The organism is Streptomyces kanasensis (genome assembly GCF_043077165.1).
Classification (GTDB): domain Bacteria; phylum Actinomycetota; class Actinomycetes; order Streptomycetales; family Streptomycetaceae; genus Streptomyces; species Streptomyces changanensis.
In genome coordinates, this window is the sequence record NZ_JBIBSF010000019.1 from 1 (window position 1) to 24,488 (window position 24,488).

General features: G+C 75.9%; 21 protein-coding genes. 5 read left to right on the plus strand and 16 right to left on the minus strand.

The genetic code is table 11. The features are described from left to right. Positions 1–145 precede the first annotated feature (145 nt). Complete coding sequence (locus tag ACF053_RS29670; protein ID WP_391956843.1) at positions 146–424, minus strand: GlsB/YeaQ/YmgE family stress response membrane protein; 279 nt, start codon at positions 422–424, stop codon at positions 146–148. Between the two features lie 242 nt (positions 425–666). On the opposite strand from ACF053_RS29670, the gene ACF053_RS29675 reads away from it, so the two are divergent. After that, positions 667–924: a WhiB family transcriptional regulator gene (locus tag ACF053_RS29675; RefSeq protein ID WP_391956844.1), complete on the plus strand. Its 258-nt coding sequence runs from the start codon at positions 667–669 to the stop codon at positions 922–924. 160 nt (positions 925–1,084) lie between these two features. Here ACF053_RS29675 and ACF053_RS29680 read toward each other — a convergent pair whose 3' ends face one another. From ACF053_RS29680 to pepN, 3 genes are all read right to left on the minus strand, one after another. Further along, positions 1,085–2,329: a cation:proton antiporter gene (locus ACF053_RS29680; RefSeq protein WP_391956845.1), complete on the minus strand. Its 1,245-nt coding sequence runs from the start codon at positions 2,327–2,329 to the stop codon at positions 1,085–1,087. Between the two features lie 4 nt (positions 2,330–2,333). Then, positions 2,334–2,804 carry a cation:proton antiporter regulatory subunit gene (locus ACF053_RS29685; protein ID WP_391956877.1) on the minus strand — a complete coding sequence of 157 codons (471 nt, stop codon included), beginning with the start codon at positions 2,802–2,804 and terminating at the stop codon, positions 2,334–2,336. A 251-nt stretch (positions 2,805–3,055) separates the two neighbouring features. Then, positions 3,056–5,527, minus strand: coding sequence for an aminopeptidase N (gene pepN / locus ACF053_RS29690; RefSeq protein ID WP_391956846.1), 2,472 nt, complete (start codon positions 5,525–5,527; stop codon positions 3,056–3,058). Positions 5,528–5,787: 260 nt separating this feature from the next. Here pepN and ACF053_RS29695 point away from each other — a divergent pair, with 260 nt between their 5' ends. Next, entirely contained in the window at positions 5,788–6,408 is a 621-nt protein-coding gene (locus ACF053_RS29695; protein ID WP_058940755.1) for an L-threonylcarbamoyladenylate synthase, read from the plus strand. A gap of 13 nt (positions 6,409–6,421) precedes the next feature. Here the strand turns inward: ACF053_RS29695 and ACF053_RS29700 are convergent, their stop codons facing one another. The 4 genes from ACF053_RS29700 to ACF053_RS29715 form a co-directional block, all read right to left on the minus strand. Beyond that, positions 6,422–6,787: an MmcQ/YjbR family DNA-binding protein gene (locus tag ACF053_RS29700; RefSeq protein ID WP_391956847.1), complete on the minus strand. Its 366-nt coding sequence runs from the start codon at positions 6,785–6,787 to the stop codon at positions 6,422–6,424. A 112-nt stretch (positions 6,788–6,899) separates the two neighbouring features. Beyond that, positions 6,900–7,235, minus strand: a complete 336-nt coding sequence (locus ACF053_RS29705; protein ID WP_391956848.1) for an STAS domain-containing protein — start codon at positions 7,233–7,235, stop codon at positions 6,900–6,902. A gap of 1 nt (position 7,236) precedes the next feature. Continuing rightward, on the minus strand, positions 7,237–8,604 hold the full coding sequence (locus ACF053_RS29710; RefSeq protein WP_391956849.1) for a PP2C family protein-serine/threonine phosphatase: 1,368 nt from the start codon (positions 8,602–8,604) through the stop codon (positions 7,237–7,239). After that, on the minus strand, positions 8,601–9,404 hold the full coding sequence (locus ACF053_RS29715) for an alpha/beta fold hydrolase (protein WP_391956878.1): 804 nt from the start codon (positions 9,402–9,404) through the stop codon (positions 8,601–8,603). The genes ACF053_RS29710 and ACF053_RS29715 overlap by 4 nt, the downstream gene beginning before the upstream one ends. Before the next feature lie 204 nt (positions 9,405–9,608). On the opposite strand from ACF053_RS29715, the gene ACF053_RS29720 reads away from it, so the two are divergent. Next, positions 9,609–10,346 (plus strand): hypothetical protein, encoded by a 738-nt coding sequence (locus ACF053_RS29720; protein ID WP_391956850.1) that lies wholly within the window; start codon positions 9,609–9,611, stop codon positions 10,344–10,346. A 114-nt stretch (positions 10,347–10,460) separates the two neighbouring features. Here ACF053_RS29720 and ACF053_RS29725 read toward each other — a convergent pair whose 3' ends face one another. The 6 genes from ACF053_RS29725 to ACF053_RS29750 form a co-directional block, all read right to left on the minus strand. Then, positions 10,461–12,557 carry a pectinesterase family protein gene (locus tag ACF053_RS29725; RefSeq protein WP_391956851.1) on the minus strand — a complete coding sequence of 699 codons (2,097 nt, stop codon included), beginning with the start codon at positions 12,555–12,557 and terminating at the stop codon, positions 10,461–10,463. Between the two features lie 93 nt (positions 12,558–12,650). Next, on the minus strand, positions 12,651–14,588 hold the full coding sequence (locus tag ACF053_RS29730; protein ID WP_391956852.1) for an ABC transporter permease: 1,938 nt from the start codon (positions 14,586–14,588) through the stop codon (positions 12,651–12,653). 186 nt (positions 14,589–14,774) lie between these two features. After that, positions 14,775–15,584: a molybdate ABC transporter substrate-binding protein gene (modA, locus tag ACF053_RS29735; RefSeq protein WP_391956853.1), complete on the minus strand. Its 810-nt coding sequence runs from the start codon at positions 15,582–15,584 to the stop codon at positions 14,775–14,777. A gap of 99 nt (positions 15,585–15,683) precedes the next feature. Beyond that, positions 15,684–16,079, minus strand: a complete 396-nt coding sequence (locus ACF053_RS29740) for a TOBE domain-containing protein (RefSeq protein WP_391956854.1) — start codon at positions 16,077–16,079, stop codon at positions 15,684–15,686. Positions 16,080–16,231: 152 nt separating this feature from the next. Beyond that, entirely contained in the window at positions 16,232–16,957 is a 726-nt protein-coding gene (locus ACF053_RS29745; RefSeq protein WP_391956855.1) for a class I SAM-dependent methyltransferase, read from the minus strand. Positions 16,958–17,271: 314 nt separating this feature from the next. Next, the gene (locus ACF053_RS29750; protein WP_391956856.1) at positions 17,272–18,036 is read right to left on the minus strand and encodes an SAM-dependent methyltransferase; all 765 of its coding nucleotides are present in this window, start codon (positions 18,034–18,036) and stop codon (positions 17,272–17,274) included. Between the two features lie 150 nt (positions 18,037–18,186). Between ACF053_RS29750 and ACF053_RS29755 the strand changes: the two genes are divergently transcribed. Both ACF053_RS29755 and ACF053_RS29760 read left to right on the plus strand, forming a co-directional pair. Beyond that, a complete protein-coding gene (locus ACF053_RS29755; RefSeq protein WP_391956857.1) occupies positions 18,187–19,125 on the plus strand; it encodes a hypothetical protein in 939 nt (312 codons plus the stop codon). Positions 19,126–19,359: 234 nt separating this feature from the next. Beyond that, positions 19,360–19,968 (plus strand): response regulator transcription factor, encoded by a 609-nt coding sequence (locus tag ACF053_RS29760; RefSeq protein WP_391956858.1) that lies wholly within the window; start codon positions 19,360–19,362, stop codon positions 19,966–19,968. Between the two features lie 94 nt (positions 19,969–20,062). Here the strand turns inward: ACF053_RS29760 and ACF053_RS29765 are convergent, their stop codons facing one another. After that, on the minus strand, positions 20,063–22,078 hold the full coding sequence (locus tag ACF053_RS29765; protein WP_391956859.1) for an ATP-binding cassette domain-containing protein: 2,016 nt from the start codon (positions 22,076–22,078) through the stop codon (positions 20,063–20,065). After that, positions 22,075–24,102 (minus strand): ATP-binding cassette domain-containing protein, encoded by a 2,028-nt coding sequence (locus tag ACF053_RS29770; protein ID WP_391956860.1) that lies wholly within the window; start codon positions 24,100–24,102, stop codon positions 22,075–22,077. Before ACF053_RS29770 ends, ACF053_RS29765 begins: the two co-directional genes overlap by 4 nt. Positions 24,103–24,488: the final 386 nt, after the last annotated feature.

The window sequence follows — 24,488 nt, forward strand, 5'->3', positions numbered from 1 at the left end:
ACCCCGCACACGGCGGCGGCGCGGGTTTTGTTGGGGTTGGGCCTTGGCGCCCCCGGGGGGGCCCCCCGGGGGGGCCCACGCGGGGGGGGGGGCCGGGGGGGGGGGGCCCCGGGGGGGCGGGGCCCCCCCCGCCGGTGGACGACGGTCAGGCGTGCCGGTGCGTGGACCGGGCGCCGGTGAGCACGCGGTAGACGGCGAGCAGGATCACCGAACCCACCACCGCGGCCACCCAGGTGGACAGGTCGAAGAACCCGTCGATGGAATCCACGCCGAAGAGGACCTTGCCCAGCCAGCCGCCCAGGAGCCCGCCGGCGATACCGATGAGCATGGTGATGAGGAGGCCGCCGGGGTCGCGTCCCGGCATCAGGGCCTTGGCGATCAGACCGGCGGCCAGGCCGATCAGTATCCACGCGATGATTCCCATGGGATGTCCTCCGTCGTCTCGGGCCGTTGCCTCTCAGGGGACCGCTTGCGCCGTCGCGACGGATCCAAACCCGCACCGCCCGTGGCGCCTTACCGCACCCACGGCTGGCATGTGCGCGTTTGCCCACTTTCACCAACTCGGGCCGTCTCGCCCGTTTCAATGCGGTGGAGGCGGTCAGGCGCACACAGTGCGCGGTGTGCGATCCGGAACCGCGCCACCGACGAACGGAGGAGGAGACTCCCGTGGAGAACTGGCGACAGGCGGCCGCGTGCCGTCACGAGGACCCTGACCTGTTCTTCCCCGTGGGGACCAGCGGGCCGGCCGTCATGCAGGCCGAGGAGGCCAAGAAGATCTGCGGCCGTTGCCCCGTACGGGAACAGTGCCTGCAGTGGGCCGTGGAGACGGGCCAGGACTTCGGTGTGTGGGGAGGCGCCGACGAGGCCGAACGGCGCACCCTGCGGCGGCGCGCGGCCCGGGCCGGCCGGCGGAACAGCGGCTGACCGGCCGCGCCGACACGAGCCCCGGTACCGGCCCGACGACACCGTGCCCGACGCGAGGACGCGGCGGCCGCGGGACGCGGGCGGGACCCCGGGCACGTGAACGCGGCCGCCCCCGGCCGGGAACGGCCAGGGGCGGGGGAGCGGGGGCAGGGCAGCCGGGTCAGGTCCGGTTGGCCGTGCCGTCCTCCACCGGTTCGAGCATCTCCTCGCGCGGCGGGGACACCACGGCACCGGCGGCGCCACCCCGGAAGCGCGCGGTCAGACGCATGGCCACGGGCTCGGTGTAACGGGCCGTGAGCGGTCCCACGATGACGAGGATCAGGACGTAGGCGGTGGCCATGGGGCCGAGCGAGGGCTCGATCCCGGCGGTCACGGCCAGCCCGGCGATGACGATGGAGAACTCGCCCCGCGCCACCAGCGTGCCACCGGCCCGCCACCGGCCCTTGGCGGATATCCCGGCCCGCTTCGCCGCCCAGTACCCCGTCGCGGTCTTCGTGCCGGCCGTCACCACGGCCAGCGCCAGGGCGGGCAGCAGCACGGGCGGGATGCTCGCGGGGTCCGTGTGCAGGCCGAAGAAGACGAAGAACACCGCGGCGAACAGGTCCCGCAGCGGGCTCAGCAGGTGGTGGGCGCCCTCGGCGGCCTCCCCGGACAGCGCGATGCCCACCAGGAAGGCGCCGACCGCCGCCGACACCTGGAGCTGTTGGGCGATCCCCGCCACCAGCAGCGTCAGACCGAGGACGACCAGCAGCAGCTTCTCCGGGTCGTCGCTGGAGACGAAGCGGGAGATGACCCGGCCGAAGCGCAGCGCCAGGAAGAGCACCACGCCCGCCACGCCCAGCGCGATGGCCAGCGTCAGACTGCCCGCCGCCAGCCCCACACCGGCCAGCAGGGCCGTGACGATCGGCAGGTACACGGCCATCGCCAGGTCCTCCAGGACCAGGATGCTCAGCACGACCGGCGTCTCCCGGTTGCCGAGCCGCCCCAGGTCGCCGAGGACCTTGGCGATGACCCCGGAGGAGGAGACCCAGGTGACGCCCGCCAGCACGACGGCGGCGACCGGCCCCCAGCCCAGCAGCAGCGCCATCGCCGCCCCGGGCAGGGCGTTGAGCGCGGCGTCGACGAGACCGGCCGGGTACTGCGTCTTGAGGTTGCTCACCAGGTCGCTGGCCGTGTACTCCAGACCGAGCATCAGCAGCAGCAGGATGACGCCGATCTCGGCGCCGATCGCCACGAACTCCTCGCTCGCGCCGAGCGGCAGCAGCCCGCCCGTGCCGAACGCCAGCCCGGCGAGCAGGTAGAGGGGGATCGGGGAGAAACGGAACCGTCCCGCGAGCCGGCCGAGCACGCCGAGGCCGAGGATGATCGCACCGAACTCGATCAGGAAGAGGGCGGAGGAGTGCATGCGCTCACTCCCGCCCGAGTATCGTCGCGGCGGCCTCGACGCCCTCACGGGTGCCGATGACGATGAGCGTGTCACCTCCGGCGAGACGGAAGTCGGGCGCCGGCGAGGGGATCGCGTCGGCGCGGCGCAGGACGGCCACCACGGACGCGCCCGTCTCCGTCCGCATCCGCGTGTCCCCGAGGACCCGCCCGCTCCAGTGGGACGACGAGGGCAGTTCGACGCGCTCCGCGACCAGGCCGAGGTCGGTGGTGGAGAGCAGGTTCGGGCTGTGGTGCGCCGGCATGAGCGCGTCGATCAGCGCCTCGGCCTCGCCCGCCGTCAGCCTCAGCGACATCGCGCACTCGTCGGGGTCGTCGGCGCGGTAGGTGTTGAGCACCCGCCCGCCGTCCCGCTGCGCCACCACCGACAGGTGGCGGTGCTCGCGGGTCGTCAGGTCGTAGCGGACCCCGATCCCTGGCAGGGGCGTGCGGCTCATACGCGGAGCGGGCACGGCGGAACTCCTTCGTGGACGACGCGAACGACGAGCCACCCGGCAGGAGGCGTCGTCTTGACCGACACTTTACGTGTTCGGCGCAACGACCTCGCGTTCGAGACGCCGTCGGGTGGCCGGGCCGCCACGGGCCGGGCCGCCGGGGAGCCGGCCGCCGACCTGCGGCCGGGCACCGACGGGGCGCCGACCCGGGGCGGCCGCCCGGCGCCGGGGACGGCGAAGGGCACGTCCCCCGCTCAGGGACGGTCGGCGCCGGCGGACCGGGAGCGCAGCATGCGCCGTACCACGTCGGCCTGTTCGGTGAGCGTCTTCCGCACGACGGGCGCCGCCCCGACCGCACGCGCCAGCGCCTCGTCGAGGTAGCCCCCGTCGATGGTGTACCGGGGCAGCAGACGGCCCGTGTACGCCATGGCCGGGGTCATGCCGCCCCGGTCGAGGTCGGGGATCAGCTCCAGGTAGCGGTCGGCGTAGGGCGCGAGGACGGTGTCCTGCCCGGGCCTCCAGAACGCCGCCGCGACCCGGCCCACCCAGGCCACGGGCACGGCTCGCTCCGTCACGAGGACCCGCCACGCGTCGGCCTTGGCCCCGGCGTCCGGGGCGGCGGCACGGACGCACAGCTCCCGCACCCACGCCTCCGGGTCGGGGTCGGCGGCCAGGAGCTTGGCCGCGTCCGCCGCGGCGGCGCCACCGAGTTCTGCGGTACGGGCGAGCACCCGCCACCGCAGGTCACGGTCGTCGTCGGCCTCCGCCTCGGCCCCCAGGCGCTCCAACGCGTCGCCGGACGCCGTCCGCGCCAGGGCGCGCAGCGCGACGCGGCGTCGGGCGGGGTGCGGCGCGCCGTCGGCGATCCGGCGGCAGGTCGTGGCGAGCACGGAGGTCAACCCGGCGCGGTGCTCCTCCGGCGCCCACAGCTCGGTGATGTCCCCGGCGAGCGTCAGGTACGGCTCGACGACCGCGTCGCACGTCTCGGTCGCGACGACGGCGCCGACGGCGCGGGCGGCCTCCGCCGCGGTGGCCTCACCGGTGACGAGCATGTCCCACACGGTGGCGACGGCCACGCCCCGCGGCAGCGCGCCGGGCAGCCGCGCGGCCTGGGTGAGGAGGGTGTCGCGGGACGCGGCGTCGGGCCGGGCGGTGGCGAAGGTCAGGTCGTCGTCGTTGACCAGGTACAGGTCCGCGCCGGGGGGCAGGGCGAGCGGCGTGCGGGGCCCCTGCACCTCCACCGTCGCCTGCGCGGTGCGCTCCAGTCCGCCGTCGGACGTGCGGTGGTAGGCGCCCACGGTCAGCACCTGCGGGCGGGGCGCGCCACCGCCCGGCCCCGTGGCGTGGAGCACCGGCCCGTCGGGGCCCTGGTCGAGGGTGAGCCGGTCGGTGCCCGCGGTGTCCAGCCAGCCGGCGCGCCACGCGTCGAGGTCGCGCCCGGACGCCTCGGCCAGTACGTCGGTGAGGTCCCGCAGGGTGGTCGTCCCCCACGCGTGCCGGGCGAAGTACCGGCTCATGCCGGCGGTGAACGCCTCCTCGCCGACGTACTCCATCAGCTGCCGCAGGACGGAGGCGCCCTTCGGATAGGTGATGGCGTCGAAGATCGACGCCGCTTCGGCGACGTCGCGGACCGGCTGGCGGATCGGGTGCGAGGCGGGGCCCTGGTCGGCGAGGTACGCGCGCAGCTTCCCGACGGCGAGGTGGCCTACCCAGGCGTCGGTGTGGGCCGTCGCCGCGGTCGCGGCCCAGTGGCAGGCGAACTCCGCGAACGCCTCGTTCAGCCACAGGTCGTCCCACCAGCGCATGGTGACGATGTTGCCGAACCACATGTGCGCCATCTCGTGCAGCAGCACCTTGGCGAGCAGCTCCCGCTCGGCCGGCGTGGGCTCCGCGGGGCTCAGGAAGTCGTCGGACCAGGTGACGCACCCGTAGTTCTCCATGGCGCCGCCGTACTCCGGCACGAACACCTGGTCGTACCGGCGCTGCGGGAACGGCATCGCGAAGGCGTCCGCGTAGAAGCCGAGGCCCTGGCCGGTGAGGGTGAGGATCTCGTCCGCCTCCCGCTCCAGGACCGGGGCGAGGGACTTGCGGGCGTACAGACCCAGGTCGTACCCGGCGGTCTCGCGGCGCACCTCGTGGAACGGGCCGGCGTTCACCACCGTGTTGTACGGCGACAGCGGCGGCGTGTCGGGGAACTCCCACCGCCGGGCGCCACCGTCCACCGGTTCCGTGCGGGCCGCCCCGGCGTTGCTGGTGACCGTCCACGCGGCGGGCGCGGTGACGGTGAAGGCGTGCGGGGCCTTCAGGTCCGGCTGGTCGAAGCAGGCCCACACGTACCGCGCCTCGTCCGGCTCGAACGACGTCCACACGTAGACCTCGCCGTCCGACCGGTCCACCGCCCGGTGCACCCCGGGGCCCCGCGCGGTGTCCGACTGCACGCTCTCGACGCGCAGGACGTTGCGCGCGGCCAGGGCCGGCAGGGCGATGCGGCCCCCGGCCGGCGGCGGCAGCGGCACGCCGTCGAGGGTGGCCGAGACGACGGTCGCGGCACAGTCGACGAACGTCCCGGCGCCCGGTTCGGCGCAGGTGAACGTCACGGTCGACACGCACCGCACGTCCGGGCCGGTGAGCAGGCCGGTGAAGTCGACGGACACGTCGTAGCGTTCGACGCGGACGAGCGCCGCCCGCTCCTCGGCCTCGGCGCGGGTCAGGCTGCGGATGGTCATCGCCCCTCCATGCGGTCACCGGCACACCGACGTGCCGGAACGTCGAAGTGCCCACCCTAGAGGGTGCCTTGCCGATCGGGTCGGGCCCGCGGCACCCGCCCCGCGCGCTCGCCGCGGTGCTCGTCGGTCGGCGGCGCTCCGCCCGCGGGCCCCTGCCTTCCGCAGGGCCCGGGAGGGGGCGGGCGTCCCGACGTGCCGCCCCCGGAGGCGTGCGGGCGCCCGACGTGCCGGGGCGGACGGTGCGGGCGTAGGCTCGGCGGATGGCGAAGTACTTCGACGTGCACCCCGACGATCCCCAGCGGCGCATCATCGGCACCGTGGCCGACAGCATCCGCTCCGGCGCGCTCGTCGCCTACCCCACCGACTCCTGTTACGCGCTGGGCTGCCGGCTCGGCAACCGGGAGGCCCTGGACCGCATCCGCACCATCCGCTCCCTGGACGACCGCCACCACTTCACCCTGGTGTGCGAGAACTTCGGTCAGCTCGGCCAGTTCGTGCACATCGACAACGACGTGTTCCGGGCGCTGAAGGCGGCCACCCCCGGCCGGTACACCTTCATCCTGCCGGCGACGAAGGAGGTGCCGCGCCAGCTCCAGCACCCGAAGAAGAAGACCGTCGGCGTGCGCATCCCCGACCACCGGGTGACCCAGGCGCTCCTCGCGGAGCTGGGCGAGCCGCTGGTGTCCAGCACGCTGCTCCTCCCGGGCGAGGAGGACCCGATGACCCAGGGCTGGGAGATCAAGGACCGTCTCGACCACGTCGTCGACGCGGTGGTCGATTCCGGTGACTGCGGCACGGCCCCCACCACCGTCGTCGACTTCTCGGGCGGCGCGCCCGAGATCGTCCGCCGCGGGGCGGGCGACCCGGCGCGCTTCGAGTAGCCCCGGCGCCGCGTCAACCCCCGTGGGAGGCGCCGGGCCGCAGGTCGGGGTGCTCCTCGGCCAGCCGGTCCGGCGCGGCCTGCCGCCACGAGTCCACGATGACGTCACGCAGCTCGTCCAGGTCCTCCAGCGCGGCCAGCCGCACCCTGACCCACGCGGAGGACGCCTCGTGCGGCGGCACCCAGAACTTGTGCGGCTCGGCGGCGATCAGCTCGCCGCGCTCGTGGCGGGGGCAGCGGACGGCGACGGACGTCCCGTCGTCGGGGACCGTCAGGAACATCTTCCCGGCCACCCGGAAGGTCGGCATGCTCCACGCCTCCTTCTCCACGGTCTCGGGGAGGGACAGGGCGACACGGCGGACCACCTCGGCATCGATCATGGCGTCACCGTAACGGCGGGCACCGACACCGCCGCCGGCCGTGCCGCAGGACCGCCGGAGCCCCGCGCCGCGGGCCGCGCCGGGGGGGGGAGGGGGGCGGCTCCGCGGGTCGTCAGGACGCGGCCGGCGCGCCGTCCGGGCGGATGGTGAAGATCTGGTCCAGGCCGACGATGCGCAGGATCCGCCTCGTGTGGTCCGGCACGGCCGTCAGCGCCACGTCCGCCCCGGCCGCCGTGGCGTGGTGACGGGCCACGAGCAGGGCCGTGATGCCGCTGGAGTCGCAGAACTCCATCCCGCCCAGCTCCAGGACGAGGCACTGGCCGGGCTCCAGACGGAGGCCGGTGACGTGCGTGCGCAGCTCCTCGGAGGTGGCGTAGTCCAGGTCGCCGGCGATCCGCAGGAGCGGGCCGGTCGCAGTCGTTCGCGTGGTGATGGTCAGCCGGCTCATCTCAGGTGTCCGTCGCAGGGTCGGGGGAGGGGTGGTCACCGGCCGGGACGCCGAGGGCGAGCAGGGCGGTGTCGTCGTCCAGGCCCTCGCCGAATCCCTCGAGGAGTCCGGTGAGCGCCTGGACCAGCACGTGGGGGGAAGCCCCGGCGTGCCGGGTGACGAAGTCGCGCAGCGCCTCGTCACCGTAGCGGGCCCGCTCGGGCCCCGTACGCGCCTCGGTGAGCCCGTCCGTGTACAGCAGCAGTGTGTCACCGGGCTCCAGGACCGTGGAGGCGCCGGTGAAACGCGGCTCCGGCAGGATACCGACGAGCAGGCCGCCGGGCGTGCTGACCAGCTCGCTGCGGCCGTCGGCGCGCACGACGACGGCCGGCGGGTGCCCCCCGGAGGCCAGGCGCACGGTGACCCGGTCGCCGTCGCCGCTTTCGCCGGGCCGGTGTTCGAGGGTGCCGAAGACGGCCGTGCAGTAGCGGGGGTCGCCGTCCCCGCCCGCGTACCGCTCGTGCAGGACGGTGTTGAGGGTGGCCAGGACGGCGACCGGGTCGCTGTCGTGGAGCGCGGCGGCGCGCAGCGTGTAGCGGGTCAGCGAGGTGACGGCCGCCGCCTCGGGGCCCTTGCCGCACACGTCGCCCAGGAAGAACCCCCAGCGTTCGCGGTCGAGGGGGAACAGGTCGTAGAAGTCGCCGCCGAGCCGGTCGGGCGAGGCCGTGTGGTAGTACGCGGCCGCCGCGAGGCCCGGGACGTCCGGCAGGTTCGTCGGCAGCAGGCTCCGCTGGAGGGCCGCCAGGGCCTCCTGGAGCCTGGCCCGGTCCGCCTCCGCCCGCCGGGCGGCCTCCTCCGCGGCCCTGCGGCCGCGCAGCAGCTCCTCCTCGTACGCCCGGCGGTCGCGCGCGTCGAAGACGGTGGTCCGGATGAGCAGCGGCTCGCCCTCGCTGCCGTACTTCACCGCCGACGACGCCAGGACCGGCAGCCGCCCGCCGTCGGCCCGCCGCATCTCCAGGGCTATGCCGCCCACCTCGCCCCGCATGTGGAGGAGCGGCGCGTAGTGCGTCTCGTGGTACAGCCTGCCGCCCACCGACAGCAGGTCGGTGAAGCGCATCCGGCCCACCACGGCCGCGCGGTCGAGGCCGAGCCAGGTGAGCAAGGTGGTGTTGATCCTGGCGACGGTGCCGTCCATGAGGGTCGACAGGTACCCGCACGGCGCCGTCTCGTACAGCTCCTCCGCGCTGACGTCCATCAGCGCGGCGAAGACGGCCCCGTCGGTCGTCGCCCGGTCCCGCCGGTCCGCCCCGTCCGTCCGGTGTGCCTGGTCCCGCTGGTCCGTCCGGTCCCGCTGGTACGGCCCCGGGAGGTCGCCGGTCCGGGGGTTCACCGCAGGTCCGCGAGGAACCCGGTGAGGGCGGCGTTGGTGGCGTTCGGCGCGGACAGGTGCGGGCAGTGGCCGGTGGCGTCGAGCGTGACGAGCCGGGACCCGGGGATCGCGGCGTGCACGTAGGCGCCGACCCCGCGCGGTGCGATGGCGTCCTCGGAGCACTCCAGGACGAGCGTGGGCACGGTGACCGTCGCGAGGTCCTCGCGCGAGTCGGAGAGGAAGGTCGTCCGGGCGAAGACCCGTGCCATGTCCGGGTCGGTGGCGCAGAAGCTGTGCGTGAGCTCCTCGCCGAGCTCGGGCCGCTCGGGGTTGCCCATGATCACCGGTGCCATCGCCGCCGACCAGCCGAGGTAGTTCGACTCCAGCGATCCCAGCAGCTCGTCGATGTCCCGCGCGTCGAAGCCGCCGCGGTACCCCTCGTCGTCGAGGTAGCGCGGGGAGGGCGCGACCATGACGAGCGCGCCGATCCGCTCGGGTGCCGTCCGCGCCGCCAGGACCCCGACCATGGCACTGACCGAGTGGCCGACGAAGGTCGCCCCCCGCAGGTCCAACGCCTCGCACACCTCCACGACGTCCGTGGCGTAGCCGTCCAGCGACGCGTACCGCTCCTCCCGGAAGGCGGAGGGGTCCGAGCGGCCCGCCCCGACGTAGTCGAACAGCACCACCTTGTACGTGTCGGCCAGCGCGGGGACGGTCAGGCGCCACATGTTCTGGTCGCAGCCGAAGCCGTGGGCCAGGACCACGACCGGCCCGTCCGGGTTGCCCGTGACGGTGACGTTGTTCCTGCGCAGGATGTCCATGGCGTCCATACTCGCATCCCCGACACGACCCGCCGCGCCCGGTCGGTGCTGCATACAGTCATACCCCTCGCCCCACCCGTGTCCGGCGGTGGGCGTCCTCTTCCGCGGAACCCCTCCGCCCGCCGTGAGCGCGTCGTACAGTGGCCCGGCCGGTACGGTGCGGGTCCGTGCCGGGCGCCGGGGGGTGCGGAGACCTGTGGGGGGATGTCCGTGTGGGGTTGTCTGCCGGTGCTGGCCGTGGGGTTCCTCGGCACGCTGCTCGTGTGTCCGGTCACCGTCCCGGACCTGATGGCGGCGCAGACCCCGCCGCAGCAGCCCTCGCCGGGCGAGTCGGCCCTCCTCGCGGCCGTGTCGGTGCTGACGGCCCTCGCCGCGGTGTGGTCGGCGGGGCGGCGCAGGCCCGGCCGGGGGCCGGCCCTCTTCCTGCTGACCGTCCTCCTGCTGCTCATGTGCGCGGCCGTCACGCTGTGGGTGCGCGGCCGGGTCGGCACGGACGGCTGGACGCTCGGCGCGACCCTGGAGAGCCTGGCCGCCGGGGTCACCGCCCTGCTCCTGCGCGCGGCCCTGCGCCGCGGGGAGCGTGGCCGGCCGCTGGCCGGTGAGGTCTGGCTGGCCATGGTCCCCTTCCGCGAGGACGACCGGCGGGCGCGGCACTACTGCGTCGTCGTGGCACGCCGCCGCGGGTACGCGGAGGTCCTGCAGATCACCTCGCAGAACAAGGAGGGGCGCCGGGACCACGTGTGGATGCCCAACGCCGGCTGGGACCCCACCTCCGGCAAGGAGCACTGGGTGGAGACGGGAGTGCCGCGCCGGGTTCCGTACGAGGACTTCCTCAAGGCCCGACCGCAGGGCCCGTGTCCCGGCACGACGTGGCGGGTGCTCCGGGTCCGGCGCCGTGGACTGCCGGCCCGACGGCGGACACCCGCCGTGGGCCGGCGCTGACCTCCGCCCCGGGCGGCGTGACCCCCACCGCGGACCCGCGGCGCCGGCGCCCCGCCGGCCCGACGGTGGACGCCGGCGCCGGCCCCGGGGCGCGCCGCCCCGGGGGCGTTGGCGTCAGAAGGTGGTGGGCCGCCAGCCGGCCAGCCAGTCCGCGACCTCCTGGTCGGCGGCCTGGGCGGGCGTGAGCTCCGGGCGGTCGGTCGTACCGGCGCCCGCCGCGCCCGGACCGGTGTTCCCGTACTCGGCGAACCGGTCGCCCTTCCACGAGAAGCCGCCCATGTCCGTCCAGGGCTTGGTCTTGATCGCGGCGCTGAGCCTGCTGTCGCGGACGGTGGTCTGCGGATCGAGCGACGCGTCGCCGCCCGCGTGCCAGGGGCGGCCCAGGAAGAAGCTCCCCGGGGTCACGTCGCCCTCGATCACCGACCGGTTGATCAGCAGGCCCCTGCGGCCGGCGGCCGTGCTGGGGGCGGTCACGTACCCGGCGGACGTGCCGTTCCAGCGCTTCTTCAGCGTCAGCACCGACTGGTCGATCACCGCGGTGGCCCGGCCGAAGACGAAGTCGACGTTGCCGGAGACGTAGGAGTTCCTGACGTACACGCGGCCGAGCCGTTCCTTGGCCGCGGTGTCCAGCAGCAGGGTGTCCTGGTCACCGTCGACGATGAGGCCGTCGAGGACGATCTTGTCGGCGGCGGTGCGCAGGGCGACGGCCTGGTGGCCGTCGACGTGCTGGTTGCGGGCCTCGTCGAAGTCGTTGCGGACGGTGAGGTTGCGCAGCTGGACGTCGTCGGCCTCCACGGCCACGGTGGCGCTGCCGCCGGTGCCGTACGTGCCCGAGCCGTCCGGCCGGGGCGTGCCCGAGGCGTTGCCGTACACGATGACGGTGTCCCGGCGGCTGGAGCCGGAGCCCCGGAGGGTGACGTGCCGCTTGTTCGCCGGGATCCTGACCGTCTCCCGGTAGGTGCCGGGCGCGATCGAGATCACCACGCGCGCGGTGTTGCCGGCGGGGACGGCGTCGACGGCCTTCTGGACGCTGGTGTACCGGCCGGAGCCGTCCTTCGCGACGGTCAGCGTGGTGGCGGCACCGGCGGCGGCGCTCCCGGCGGCGGTGGCCGCGGTACCACCGGCGGGCGTCGTACCGATCGAGCCGCGCGGGCCCGCCCCGGCCTTGACGACCGCCGGGACGTCGGCGCCCCGGTCGAGGGCGTAGGGGTAGTACGCCTTCGGGTCGAACGCCGTGCCGCCGCTCTCGTTGCGCCCGCTCGTCCGGGAGAAGACGTTGCCGCGCTGCACCAGGGCGGCGGTGGCGTCGCGGGTCACGGGGTTGCGGACACCCTCGAAGTACGAGTTCTCCAGCACCATCCGGGTCCGGCCGCGGGCGTAGTTGCCGTAGGACGACGTGACGGCGGTGCCCGGCTCGTCCTGGAGGTAGTTGTTGTACAGGTGGGCGTGGGCCGCGTTGTCCGTGGAGGGGTTGCGCTGCTCCGTCTCGCGGATCCAGTTGTGGTGGACCGTGATGTCGGTCTTCACGTTGGTGGTCCAGCCGATGCCGAAGGCCTTGTTGGCCTGGCTGAGCCGGTTCCAGGAGACGGTCACGTACGTGCTGTCCTTGCGGACGTCGATCAGGCCGTCGGCGGTGCGCCGCAGGTCGTTGTGGTCGATCCACACGTGGTGGGCGCCGTCCATCTGGATCGCGTCGAAGTCGTGCTCCTTGTCGTTCCACACGCCCTGGTACGAGTCGCGGACCGTCAGGTTGCGGATGATGACGTTGTGCACACCCTGGCCGAGGAAGAAGCCGCCGCCGACGATGTGCCCGGAGGTCCCCGCACCGACGATGGTCTTGTCGGAGGCGACCCTGATCTCCTTGCCCACCGGCTGCACCGTGATGGCCGCGGCGACCACGATGACGTACGGCTCGGGGGCGGTCGCGTACTTCTCCAGGTCGGCGAGCGTGCGGACGGTGACGGTCCGTCCGCCCCGGCCGCCGTAGGTGCCGTTCTGGCCGAGCGCGTTGACGGAGGCGAACCCGTCGGCCGCCTCGGTCGCCCACGCCGGCGCGGCGGCGGCCGCGTGCGGCCGGGCGTCCTCGCCGAAGACGCCGAACGCACCGCCGTAGGCCATCGATCCCGCCGCGACCACGGCCAGGGGGAGTCCGATGGCGAGGCCCTTCGCGCGTCTCCGGTGGCGTCCTGTGCCTGGGGTGGTGGTGTTCATGGAGCGGCTCCACTGCCGGGGGCGTGCGCGGTGGCAGGCCCGGTTGCTGGTCACCCCCCAGTCGCCGCGGCGGCCCGGAAGGTTGCCGCCCTCTCAGCGCGTGACGAGGGTCACCTCGGTGGCCTTGACGCTGGTGAACACCTCCGTGCCCTCGGCCAGTCCCAGGTCGCAGGCGGCCGCGGGGGTGATCTCGGCGACCAGGTCGGGGACGAGCGGCGAGACGACGAGCACCCGCAGGCGGCTGCCGACCGCGGTGATCTCGCGCACGGTGCCGGGCCAGCTGTTGCGGGGGCTGCCGGTGGGATGCTCCCGGTGCAGGGAGACGGCCTCGGGGGCGATGACCGCGAGGGCGTCGGCGCCCGCCGCCACCGGCTCGGCGGCGACGACGGTGGCGCCGCCCGGCAGGGCGAGCCCCCCGGCGGTGGCCGTGCCGGGCCAGGCGTTGCGCCCGAGCATGCGGGCCACCCACGGTGAGCGGGGGTGCCGGGTCACCTCGGCGGGGGCGGCGTCCTGGAGGGTGCGGCCGTCCTCCAGGACGAGGACGCGGTCGGCCAGCGACACCGCCTCGACCGGATCGTGGGTCACCAGGAGGCAGACGCCGCCGAAGCCGTCGAGGTGGCGGCGGAGCGTGTGGCGCACGTGGGCGCGGGTGGTCTGGTCGAGCGCGGCGAGCGGTTCGTCGAGGAGCAGCAGGCGCGGCCGGGCGGCGAGCGCGCGGGCGAGCGCCACGCGCTGCGCCTGTCCGCCGGACAGCCGGCCGGGCCGGCGGTGGGCGAGGTGCCCGACCCCGAGGCGGTCGAGCCACTCCCGGGCGTCGGCTCGCGCCCGGGCGCGCGGGACGCCCTGCGCGCGCAGCCCGTAGGCGGTGTTCGCGAGGGCGGACAGGTGCGGGAAGAGCGCGCCGTCCTGCGGTACCCAGGCGACGCCCCGCCGGTGCGCGGGGAGGGCGGTGACGTCCGTGCCGCCGAGGACGAGCCGGGCGTGCGAGCGTCCGGTGAGGGCGAGCAGGGCCCGCAGCAGGGTCGTCTTGCCGGCGCCGTTGGGTCCGACCAAGGCGATGGTCGTGCCCGGCGGGGCGTCGAGGACCAGGTCGTTGAAGCCCGTCACCTCCGCGTGCAGCGACCACGACCCGGGCGCGGTGGGGGACGCGGCGGGCACGCCGGACGCCGCCTCGGCCCGCGGCGGGGGAGGGGTGTCGTCGCCGTCGGGGAGGTCGCGCGGGCCAGCCGCCGCGCGGTCGGCGGGGGCCGCGCCCCACCGGCCGCGCAGCGCGACGAGCACGGCCATCGCGAGCGCGAGCAGCAGCAGCGACACGGAGGTCGCCGCCTCCGGCTGCTCCTGGAGCAGCAGGTACACCTGGAGCGGCAGCGTCTGGGTCGCGCCGGGCAGGTTGCCGGCGAAGGTGATGGTGGCGCCGAACTCGCCCAGCGCCCGCGCCCAGGTCAGCGCGGCCCCCGCGACGAGCCCGGGGGCGACCATCGGCAGCGTCACGGTGCGGAAGACCCGCAGCGGCCCGGCGCCGAGGGACGCCGCGGTGTCCTCGTACCGCCGGTCCAGCCCGCCCAGGGCCCCCTCCAGGCTGATGACCAGGAACGGCATGGCCACGAACGTCGCCGCGAGGACCGCGCCGGAGGTGTGGAAGGGCAGCGTGACGCCCAGCCGGTCCTCCAGCCACGGCCCGAGCAGCCCGCGGCGTCCGAAGGCGAGCAGCAGCGCGACGCCCCCGACGGTCGGCGGCAGCACCATCGGCAGCAGCACCAACGACCGCACCAGCGCCTTCCCGCGGAACGGCACCCGTGCGAGCAGCCAGGCCAGCGGCACGCCGAGCACCAGCGACAGGCCCAGCGACCACAGCGAGACGACGAACGACAGCCGCAGTGCCTCGACCGCCGCCGGGTCGGTCAGGTGCGCCCCGAGGTCACCCCACGCCGTGCGGGCGAGGATGCCGACCAGGGGGAGCAGGAGGAAGGCGATCGCCGCGAGCGCGGGCAGGACCAGTGCGGCGGGCGTACGTGTCCGGAGGCGTCTCATGGCATGTCCTGTCGGTGGTGCGGGGCGCGGGGGGAGGGGGGGCGCCGGGGCGTTCCCCCCCGCCGGGCGGGGCCGGGCGGTGGCCGCGGCCGGGGCCGCCCGGCCGGGGGGTGTCGGGCGGTGGCCGCCGGGCCGGGCCATCGGGAGCGCCCCCGCCGGCCCGCTCGGCGAGGCGGCCTTCGACGGTCAGGGCTGCTGGAAGCCGGCGTCCCGGAGGATGCGCTGCGCCTCCGGCCCGGACAGCCACGCCACGAACGCGGCGGCGGCCCCCGCGTCGTCGGAGCCCTTCAGGGTCGCCGCCGGGTAGGAGGCGACGGCGTTCCGGTCGTCGGGGACGGCGACCGCGTCGACCTTGTCGCGGGCGCTCTCGGTGTCGGTCCGGTAGACCAGCCCGGCGTCGGCCTCGCCGAGCTCGACCTTGCTCAGGACGGCCCGGACGTTCGGCTCCTGGGAGACCGGGGTCACGGTGACGCCCCGTGCGTCGAGGACCTTCGCGCTGTACTTCCCGGCGGGCACCTCCGGCGCGGCGAGGACCACCTTCAGCTTCGGGTCGCCGAGGTCCTCCAGCGCGTCGACGCCCCGGGGGTTGCCCTCGGCGACGGCGATGACGAGGCGGTTCCTCGCGATGACGGCGGGGGTACCGGTCTCGCCCCGCACGCTCTCCATGCTCTTGGTGTCGGCGGTGACCAGCACGTCGGCGGGGGCGCCCTGCCGGACCTGCGCGACGAGCTCCTGGGAGCCGGCGAAGGAGAAGGTGACCTCCGTCCCCGGGTGGGAGCGCTCGTACGCGGCGCCGGCCGTGGCGAAGACGTCGGTGAGGGACGCGGCGGCCAGGACGGTGAGCCGCACGTCCCCCGCGCCCTTCGTGCCGTTCGCGGACGGACCCGCGCCGCCGGCCCCGTCCGTGCCGCAGGAGGCGAGCGGCACGAGCAGGACGGTGGCGAGGAGGGCCGCGACGCGGCGCCGCGGGAGGGGCCGTCTGGTGGTGCGGGACATGGCGATGGACTCCGGTGTGTGGCGAGCGCACGGGCGGGCCGCCGGTGCGGGGGGCGGAGGGCCGTACGGGACGGGCGGCTTCGCCGTGCGGGCGCGCGGTCAGGTGCGGTCGATGTGCACGCTGGTCGACTTCACACGGGCGGTGGCCCGCATGCCGACTTCCAGCCCCAGCTCCTCGACGGCCTCCCGGGTGAGCAGGGAGACGAGCCGGTGCGGCCCGGCCTGGATCTCGACCTGGGCCGCGACGTCACCGAGCTTGACCGCGGTGACGATGCCGGGGAAGGCGTTGCGGGCGGAGGTGTACGGGGTGTCCTCGTCCTCCGCTCCGCCCTGGGCGACCTCGATCGAGAAGGCCGCCAGGTCGCGTCCCTCGATGAGGCGGCGGCCCGCCTCGTCGCGGTGGGTCGCGACCCGGCCGGCGTCCGCCCAGCGCCGCACGGTGTCGGGGCTCACCCCGAGGAGCCGCGCGGCCTGGCCGATTGTGTAGGACTGCATATGCGCCACGCTAGGCCCCCGGGTGCCGCACCTGCAAGGATTGTCGGCTTCCTCCATGGCATCTGCGGCCGGGATGGAGGAAACGCCGAAGGGCTCCGGGGGGAGTGGGGGGCGTGGTGGCGTGCGAGGGTACAGCGGAGGCGGCGGCCGGTTCAGGGCCGCCGGGCCACGAAGACGAACTCTCGGCCGGGCCGGTCGGGGGCGTCGCGCACGTCGAGCGGCACGTACCCCTCGGCGAGCAGGTCCGCCTCGACCTCAGAGCGCCCGCGGAACCGCAGCGTCGAGTCCGAGGTGAGGACCTGCCCGTCGGCGGCGAAGCGGTAGGTCCAGCGGAAGGTCACCAGGGGCAGGCTCACGTCGGTCACCTCGACCCAGCTCTCGACGGCGCCGGTGCCCGGCACGTCCGTCACGCGGTACGAAGCCTCCCGGTTCCACTCCTCCCAGGCGCGCGCCGCCGGGTCGCGCGTCTCGAACACGAGCCGGCCGCCGGGCCGCAGCGCCGCGCGGGCACCCCGCAGGGTCCGCCGCCACGCCTCCGGACCGACGACCTCCTGGGCGGCGTTCGCCGTCATCGTCGCGAGGTCGGCCCCCACGGGCGGAAGGTCCGACGCGTCGCCGAGGATCCACTGCACCGCCGCGGCCCCCGGCTTGCGGCGGGCCACGTCGAGTGAGGCGGCGGCCGGGTCGACCCCGACCACCTCCACGCCGGCGCCCGCCAGGAGCAGGGCGAACACCCCCGTGCCGCACCCGATGTCCACCACACGGCGGGCACCGAACTCCTCCACCATGCGGACGTAGGCGTCCAGGTCGCTCCGGTCGGGGTCGAGCGGGTCGTGGAGCGCGGCGAGCCGCGGGTCCGTGAAGCCTTCGTCAGCCATGCGGCGCAGGCTACGGAGCCCCGGCTCGACCGGCGAGGAGCACACCGAGGGCGTCCGCTCGTCCGCCTCGACGCGCCGGTGGCCTTCGCGCACGGGTCGACGACGGCGGGGGGACGGGCGGGGAGGGCGGGCTCCCTCCGCCCGGGCCGCGCGGTCTCCCTGGTCCGGCAGCACGCGAGGCGCTCCCTCCGGCGGCACCTGCCCTCCGGCTGAGCGGCGCGCCGTGCCGCTCCCGCGGCCGGTCCCCAGTCCCGGGCCCGGTCCCCCGGGCGGTCGTCGGGCTGCGGCCGGGCGCCCGGGGGCGGGTCGCCGGGTCAGTGCTTCCGGGCGGTCACCAGGGCGAAACCCAGGTGTTCCCCTCCGTCCGCCGTGAGCATGTCGATCACCGGCTGGTACGCGGCCCGCCCCTCCGACCGGTGCGCGGCGCAGGCCCGCGCCCACAGCAACCAGTCCTCCCAGCCGTCCTGCTGCATGCGGGCGGAGGTGACCGTCACGAGTTCGGTGATCTCCCACTGGAAGCGCCACCACGCAGGGGTGTGCCAGGCGAGGGCCTCCCAGCCGACGAGCGCCTTCACGTGTGCCGGGATCGCCCCGAGCTCGCGGACCTCGTGGCGCATCGCCGGGGTGGCGACGCCGAGCTGACCGCCCGGGCGCAGGAACCGCGCGAGGTAGGGAAGGTAGCCGTCCGCCGTGCCGAAGTACTCGAACGCGTCGATGCTCACGATCGCGTCGAAGGCCCCCTCCTCGAACGGCAGGACGTGGGCCTCGGCCTGTACCGCGCGGACGCGGTCGGTGACGCCGGCCGCGGCGAAGACGGCCGTCGCCTCCTCGGCGCCGATCCACCAGTCCGCCGCCACCACCTCCACGCCGAACTCGCGGGCGAGGAAGACCGAGGTGGCGCCCTTGCCCGAGCCGAGGTCGAGGACCCGCATGCCCGGCCGCAGGTCGAGGTCCCGGGCGAGGTCCTCCAGCAACCACAGCGGATGCGGCCCCATGTCGAGGTCGAGCAGCCAGGCGGGGTCGTACCGGGAGGAGCGCGGATAGCGGTCCGGGCGTACGAGACGGTCGATCGCGTTCATGATCGGACACCCAAGCGCACCACCCGGGGGAGGGCAACCGGCTTTCCCCGCACCCGCGGTGGCGGCGGCACCCGCTCGTACGGCGCCGCCCACCGGCACGGCCCCACCCCGCGCATGTCCTTGTCAGTGACCGGCGTTAGGTTGCCGATCATGGGTTACGACACGAGCTTCCACCCCGTCGACCTCCGGCTGATCGAGGAGCGGCTGCTGCCCTACCTCGCGGGCCTGGGAGACGACGACGCCATCGACGACCTGGTGGCGCGGGCCGTCGAGACGCGCAAGGTCCGCTTCCGCGCGAAGGCGTGGGCCCTGGGCCTCCTCGCCCACGCCCGGGACCGCGACGACCTGCCCTTCGACTCCCACGTCCACGTATGGGGCCGCCCGTTCCTCATCGTCGGCGACGGGCCGGAACGGATCGCGGAGGACATACGCCGGTACCTGGCGGCACCGGTCGAGGGGGTGGACGCGCTCGCCTCGGAGATGGTGGGCCGGCTCGACCCCGCGCTGCGCGACCGCGTCCGACCCGACGAGGGCGGGCGGCTCCCCGCCGACGGCGTGCTCGCCGATTCGCTGGCCGGCCCGCTGCGCGTCCTGCGCGGCGCCGCGCAGGCCCTGCGCGCGGGCGAGCGCACCGTGCGCCGCCCGGGGGACGGGCGGGAGCTCGACGCGGCGGCCCTCGTGACGCGCGAAGTCCCGTTCAACGTCCTGGACTTCGCCGCGGCGCTGCTGCCCGGCTGGATGTCGCGCGGTCACACCTGGCCCACCCGGCTGTGCGCCGGCGCGGGCGTCCCGGCCGAGGGCTTCGAGGCGCCCACGGCCCTCACCGGACTGCTGCGGGAGCGCTTCCCCACCCTGGAGTGGCCGTCGGCGCCCGCGAGCATCACCGGGAACTACACGGTGGGCGCGCTCGTGCCCGCGTCCGCCGTGCCGGGGGCGCGGTCCCGGCTGCTGGCCCACCGCGACCGGCTGGACTGCGAGGAGCGCGAAATCCGGAAGATCGACGAGGCGATGGGCGTGGCCGAGGTGTTCGGCGTCGCCTTCTGCGAGGCGACCGAGATCTACAGCGGCCTGGAGGGCAACCTGAACTGACGCCGCGTTCGCCGGGTGATCCGAAGCACGCGTACGCCGGTTGACGCAAGGGGCGCACACAGGCGCACGGTTGCATGAGGGGCGCCCGCGTAGTCATATCGCGCGCCCCCATACGCCCCACAGCGATGTTCCCGCGCGGCGCAGCGGGGCAGTCGCATGGGTGGCATGCGCGCGGCAGCGCCGTGTGCCAGCGCCTGGCCCGTCGGTCGGGTGTCCACCGGGAGGGGAACCGCCATGACGAAGGTCCTTGTGCTGCACAGCGTCGGCCTGATGCGGTCCGCGTTGTCGGCATTGCTCAGATCGGAGGAGTCGTTCGACGTGTTCGATTCGGGTTGGCGCACGGCGCGCCGGAGTGCGGAGTCCTTACGGCCGGACGTGTGCGTGGTGGACCTCGACTGTCCGGGTGCCGCAGGCATCCTGGAGGGCGGGCAGGAGGACGGAGGGACGGCGTTCGACGCGCGCACGCGGCTGCTGGTGCTGGCCTCCGCGGCCAGACCGGGGGCGCTGCGGAAGGCGTTCGAGGCACGGGCGCTGGGGTTCGTGGACAAGAACGGGTCCCCACGCCGGCTCGTGCGGGCCATCCGCGAGGTGGCGCGGGGCGAGCGGTTCGTCGACGAATCGCTCGCCTTCGGCTTTCTGGAGGCGTCCAGGATGCCGCTGACGGCCCGCGAGCTGAGCGTGCTCGCCCGGGCGGCCGAGGGGGACACGATCGCCGAGATCGCCAGGGGCCTGCACCTGTCGAACGGCACGGTGCGCAACTACATGGCGTCGGCCACGCGCAAGGTCGGCGCACGCAACCGCATCGACGCGATACGGATATCCCAGGGGGCGGGATGGGTGTGACCGGCGCCGGGAGGTTCCTGCCCCGACGGCCCCGAGCCCGGTGGACGCCCGTCGGGTCGCGACAGGCGGGGGAGGAGACACCGGCCGGGCCGCTTCACACCGGGGAGACACCCACCAGGTCGCGGTAGAGGGGCGAGAGCTCCAGCAGGGCCTCGTGCGGGGCGCACGCCGACCGTGTCCCGTCCAGCACCAGCACGCGATCCGCCCGTACCGCCGACGACAGCCGGTGGGCCACGACGACGAGCGTGCCGGGACGTGCCGCGAGCGTGCGCTCCGCGTGCTCCTCCGCCTCCGGGTCGAGGTGACAGGTCGCCTCGTCCAGGAGGAGGAGGGGGGCGGGGGAGAGGTGGGCCCGGCCGAGCGCCAGGTGCTGCCGCTCACCCTGCGACAGGGCGGACGGGTCGACCGTGGCGTCCAGGCCGCCGAGCCGCCGCACCAGCGGACCGAGGCGCAGCGCCTCCACCGTCGCCCCGACGTCACCGGGCGGCGCGTCGGGCCACAGGTAGCGGAGGTTGTCGCGGACGGTCCCGGTGAAGACGTACGCCTCCTGGGGCAGCAGGGCGCGGCGCGGGTCCGGTCCCGGCGCGCCGGCCGGACGGGCCGGGGCACCGGCGACCAGGACGGTGCCGCGGGACGGGTCGAGCACCCCGGCGAGGACGGCGAGGAGCGTGGACTTGCCCATGCCGCTGGGGCCCACGACCGCCAGGTGCTCTCCGGGCTCCACCAGGAGGTCCAGGCCGTCGAGGACCGGCCGCGCCCGGGGTCCGTAGGCGAAGGTGACTCCACGCAGTTCGACCGCGGCGGCCTGCCCGCCGCGCCCGGCCTGTGCCCCGGGGGGCGCCCCAACCGGAGTCCCGGCGGTAGCCGCGGCGGGGGGCGGGGCACCGGTGCCCGCTTCCCGGCCACCGGGTTCCGCACGGGACTCCGCACCGGGCCCGGCGCCGGCTTCCGCACCCGCACCGACCTCCGCACGGGGCTCCGCGTCGGTCTTCGCACCGGGCCCCGCGCGCGACCCCGCGTCGGCTTCCGTGCCGGTCCTACCGGTCTCTGCGTCCGGCCCCGCGCCGGGTGCCGGCCCGGCGCGTCCGGCTGCGCGGCCAGGTGCCGGTGACGGGGTGTCGCCCGGCAGGGCCGGCTCGGAGGTGCCGAACCGGTCCAGGACCACCACCAGCCGCGTCCCCGCCGCGCCCAGGGCGCTCATCAGCGCGTGCACCGCCGGCAGCAGCGACTGGACGAGGTACGTGAGCGCCCCCAGCAGCGCGCCCGCCGTGACCCCCCGCGACAGCAGCCACGGCGTCGCCACCACCAGGGCGACGACGGGCAGCCTCCCCGCGGCGCCGAGGGCGAGGGTCCGCACGCCCGCCCAGCGGGCCAACCGGCGTGCCAGGCGCTCCTCCGCGGCGACGAGCACGCCCACCTCCTCGGCGACCAGCCGCCGCCCCCCGCACGCCACCACGTCCCGCAGCCCCGCGCCCACGGTGCCGACCCGGGCCGACAGCGCCTCGTCGGTGTCCAGGAAGGCGCGCTGCGCGGCGGCCATCGGCGCGAGCGTCGCGAGGAAGAGCCCCAGTCCCAGCAGCAGCGGCGGCAGGACGACCAGCACCAGCGCGGGCGCCAGCGACGCCATGCCCAGCAGCGCGCCGAGCGCGGTGAAGAGGAACGACCGCCCGGCGAGGACGAGCCCCGCGAAACCGTCCCTGGCCATCTCCGTCTGGTGGACGAGCCGGGACACCGCCGCACCGTCCGCGGACGCGCCACCGGCCCGCACCGGGTCGGCGACCGCGGAGGCCAGCGCCTGCGCCACCGCCCGGCGCACCAGGCCGTCGCGCAGCGGCTCGACGAGCCCGGCGAGCCCGTCGAAGACCCCGCGCATCGCCAGACCGCCGACCAGCGCCGCGCCCGCGGCGACCGACAGCCACCACAGCCCGGTGGCGGGGCGGCCGGCGAGGAACCCGTCGTCCAGGGCGCGGGCCACCCCGTACCCCAGGAGGAAGGTCTGCACGGACTCCAGCAGGGACCAGCAGGTGAGGACGAGGAGCGCACGCCGCCGGCGCAGCAGGAACCGGCGTGCCTGGGGTGCGAGGCGGCGCAGCGCCCCCCGCCCCCTCACCGGGCCGCCCCGCGACCCGCTCGCGCCGCACGGCCGGCCCCCGGCGCCCCCTCGGGCGGCGCGGCGCCGGACACCTCCGCGGCGCCCCCGGACGGAGCGCCCTTCTCCACCCCCGGGGCCCCCGCCTGCCCGGCTCCCGTGCCCTGCCCGGCTCCCGCGACCTCGGCTCCCGCGACCCGCACGGCTCCCGCCACCTCTCCGCTCCCCGCGCCCGCCCCCTCCGTCGGGGGCGGGGACCCGTGTGCCTGCTCGTCCGCGTCCCCGCACCCCCCGGCCGGCCCGTCGCCGCCCGATGGGTCCCGTACGGCGAACACCGCGCGGTACTCCGGGTCCCGCCACAGCGCCGCATGGGCACCCACCGCCCGTACGCGCCCCTCCTCCAGCCACACCACCAGGTCGGCGCGGGCGGCGGAGGACAGCCGGTGCGCGACGACGAGCCGCGTACCGGGACGCACGTCACGGGCCAGCGCCCGCTCGACCTGCCGCTCGGTGAGCGTGTCCAGGCTCGACGTGGCGTCGTCCAGGATCAGCAGCCGGCCCGCGTGGGCGAACGCCCTGGCCAGGCCCAGGCGTTGCAGCTCGCCGCCGGACAGCGGTGCCCGCGTGACGGGCGTGTCGTACCCGGCGGGCAGCCGTTCGACGAAGCCGTCCGCACCGGCCGCCCGCGCGGCCGCGCGCAGCGCCCCGCCCGGCGGCACGTCCACCCCGAACGCCAGTGCGTCGCCGACCGTCGCGCCGAACAGCGCCGGGCGCGCGAACGCGTACCCGACCTCCCTGCGCAGGCACACCTCGTCCAGGGAGTCCAGACGCGCTCCGTCGAGCAGCACCTCGCCCGCGTCGGGCTCGGTGAGCCGGCCCGCCACGGCGGCGAACACGGACTTCCCCGCGCCCGAGCGCCCCACGACGGCCACCCGCGCCCCTCCCGGCAGTACCACGTCCACGTCCCGCAGGACGGCGGTGCCGTCGCGCACCACCGACACGCCGCGCAGCTCCACCGTGCCCGGACCGTCCGCCGGCAGGGCGCCGTCCCCGTACGGCAGGGGCGGCAGCGCCAGCGGGGCGGCCACGCGCCGGGCGGCGGCGCGGCCACGGACCAGCGCGCCCAGCAGTCCGGCCACCGCGCCCACGCCCGCCGCGAGCGCCGCGTACCGCGACACCGCGAGCAACTCGCCCACGCCCATGGCCCCGGACGCCAGTCGCAGGCCGCCCACGGCGAGGACCAGGCACACCAGCAGCGGCAGCAGCACCCCGCTGCGCGCCACCGCCCGGCCGTACACCCGCCACATCCGCCGTCCCTCGCGAGCCACTTCGGGCAGTGGGTCGAGGACGCGCCGCCGCTCGTGCGCGGCCGTCCCGGCGGCGGCGACGGTCCGCGCCCCGGCGAGGGCCTCCACGAGGCGCGCGGCGATCCGCGACTGCGCCGCCTGGTAGTGCCTGACGCTGTCGGAGGAGTCGGTGGCGAAGGCGCGCAGCAGCAGCCACAGCGCCGGGACGCCGGCGAGGAACGCGGCGCCGGTCCGCCAGTCGATGAGGAACAGGGCGACCAGTCCGCCCAGCGGAGGCAGGACCGAAGCGGCGGCCGCCGCGGCGCCGGCGGGTACGGTTCCCGCCTCCGCGGCGTTGGCGGTCAGCCGGGTCGCGAGGTCACCGGGTGGGAGGCGGGCGGCGTCGTGCGGCGCGGCCCGCAGCAGTCCCGCCACGCCGCGGGTGCGCAGCCATCGCGTCGTACGGGCGTTGGTGACGCCGGTCAGCTGGGCGACGGCGGCGTCGAGGAACAGGTCGGCCGTGATGAGCGCCGCGCACAGGGCGGTCCAGCGCGGCGCTCGGGCGTCGCCGGCGAGCAGCAGGTCGAGGGTGCGGCCCAGGACCGCCGGCTCGGCGAGGGTGGCGGCGGCCGAGGCGAGGGAGCAGAGCAGGAGGGCCGTGCTGTGCCCGGCGCCGTGCCGGAGCGCTCCGCGGAGCACCCGCTCGGCGGCGGTGCGGGCGGGATCCGGCGGTGTCTGCGGGGTGCGCGCGGCGGGCATGGTGGGCGGCTCCTTCCTCCTCCGGCCGGCACGGGCCCGGGACGGCGGCCGGAGCGTCCCGCGCACGGGCCGCGCGCGGCGAACACCGTGTGCGCCGAGGGGTAGCGCACGGGCCGTGCGGGTCCTGCGTGTCGTGCGGGTCCTGTGTGTCGTACGAGCCGGTGGCTGACCGGCCCGCGCCTGTCGTACCGGGACGGCCCCGCGCCCGTCGCACCGGGACGGCCCCGTCCGGGCGTACGAGCCGGTGCCTGGCGGGCGGGAGCAGGGCCGCGGGGCCCGGGCGGGGGGGGGGGGGCCGCGCCCCCCACCCCCGCGCCGGGCCCCGCCGGGGGGGGGACTCACCGAGCGGGGGGGGGCCGCGCGGGGGTAGGTGGTGTGGCTGCGGG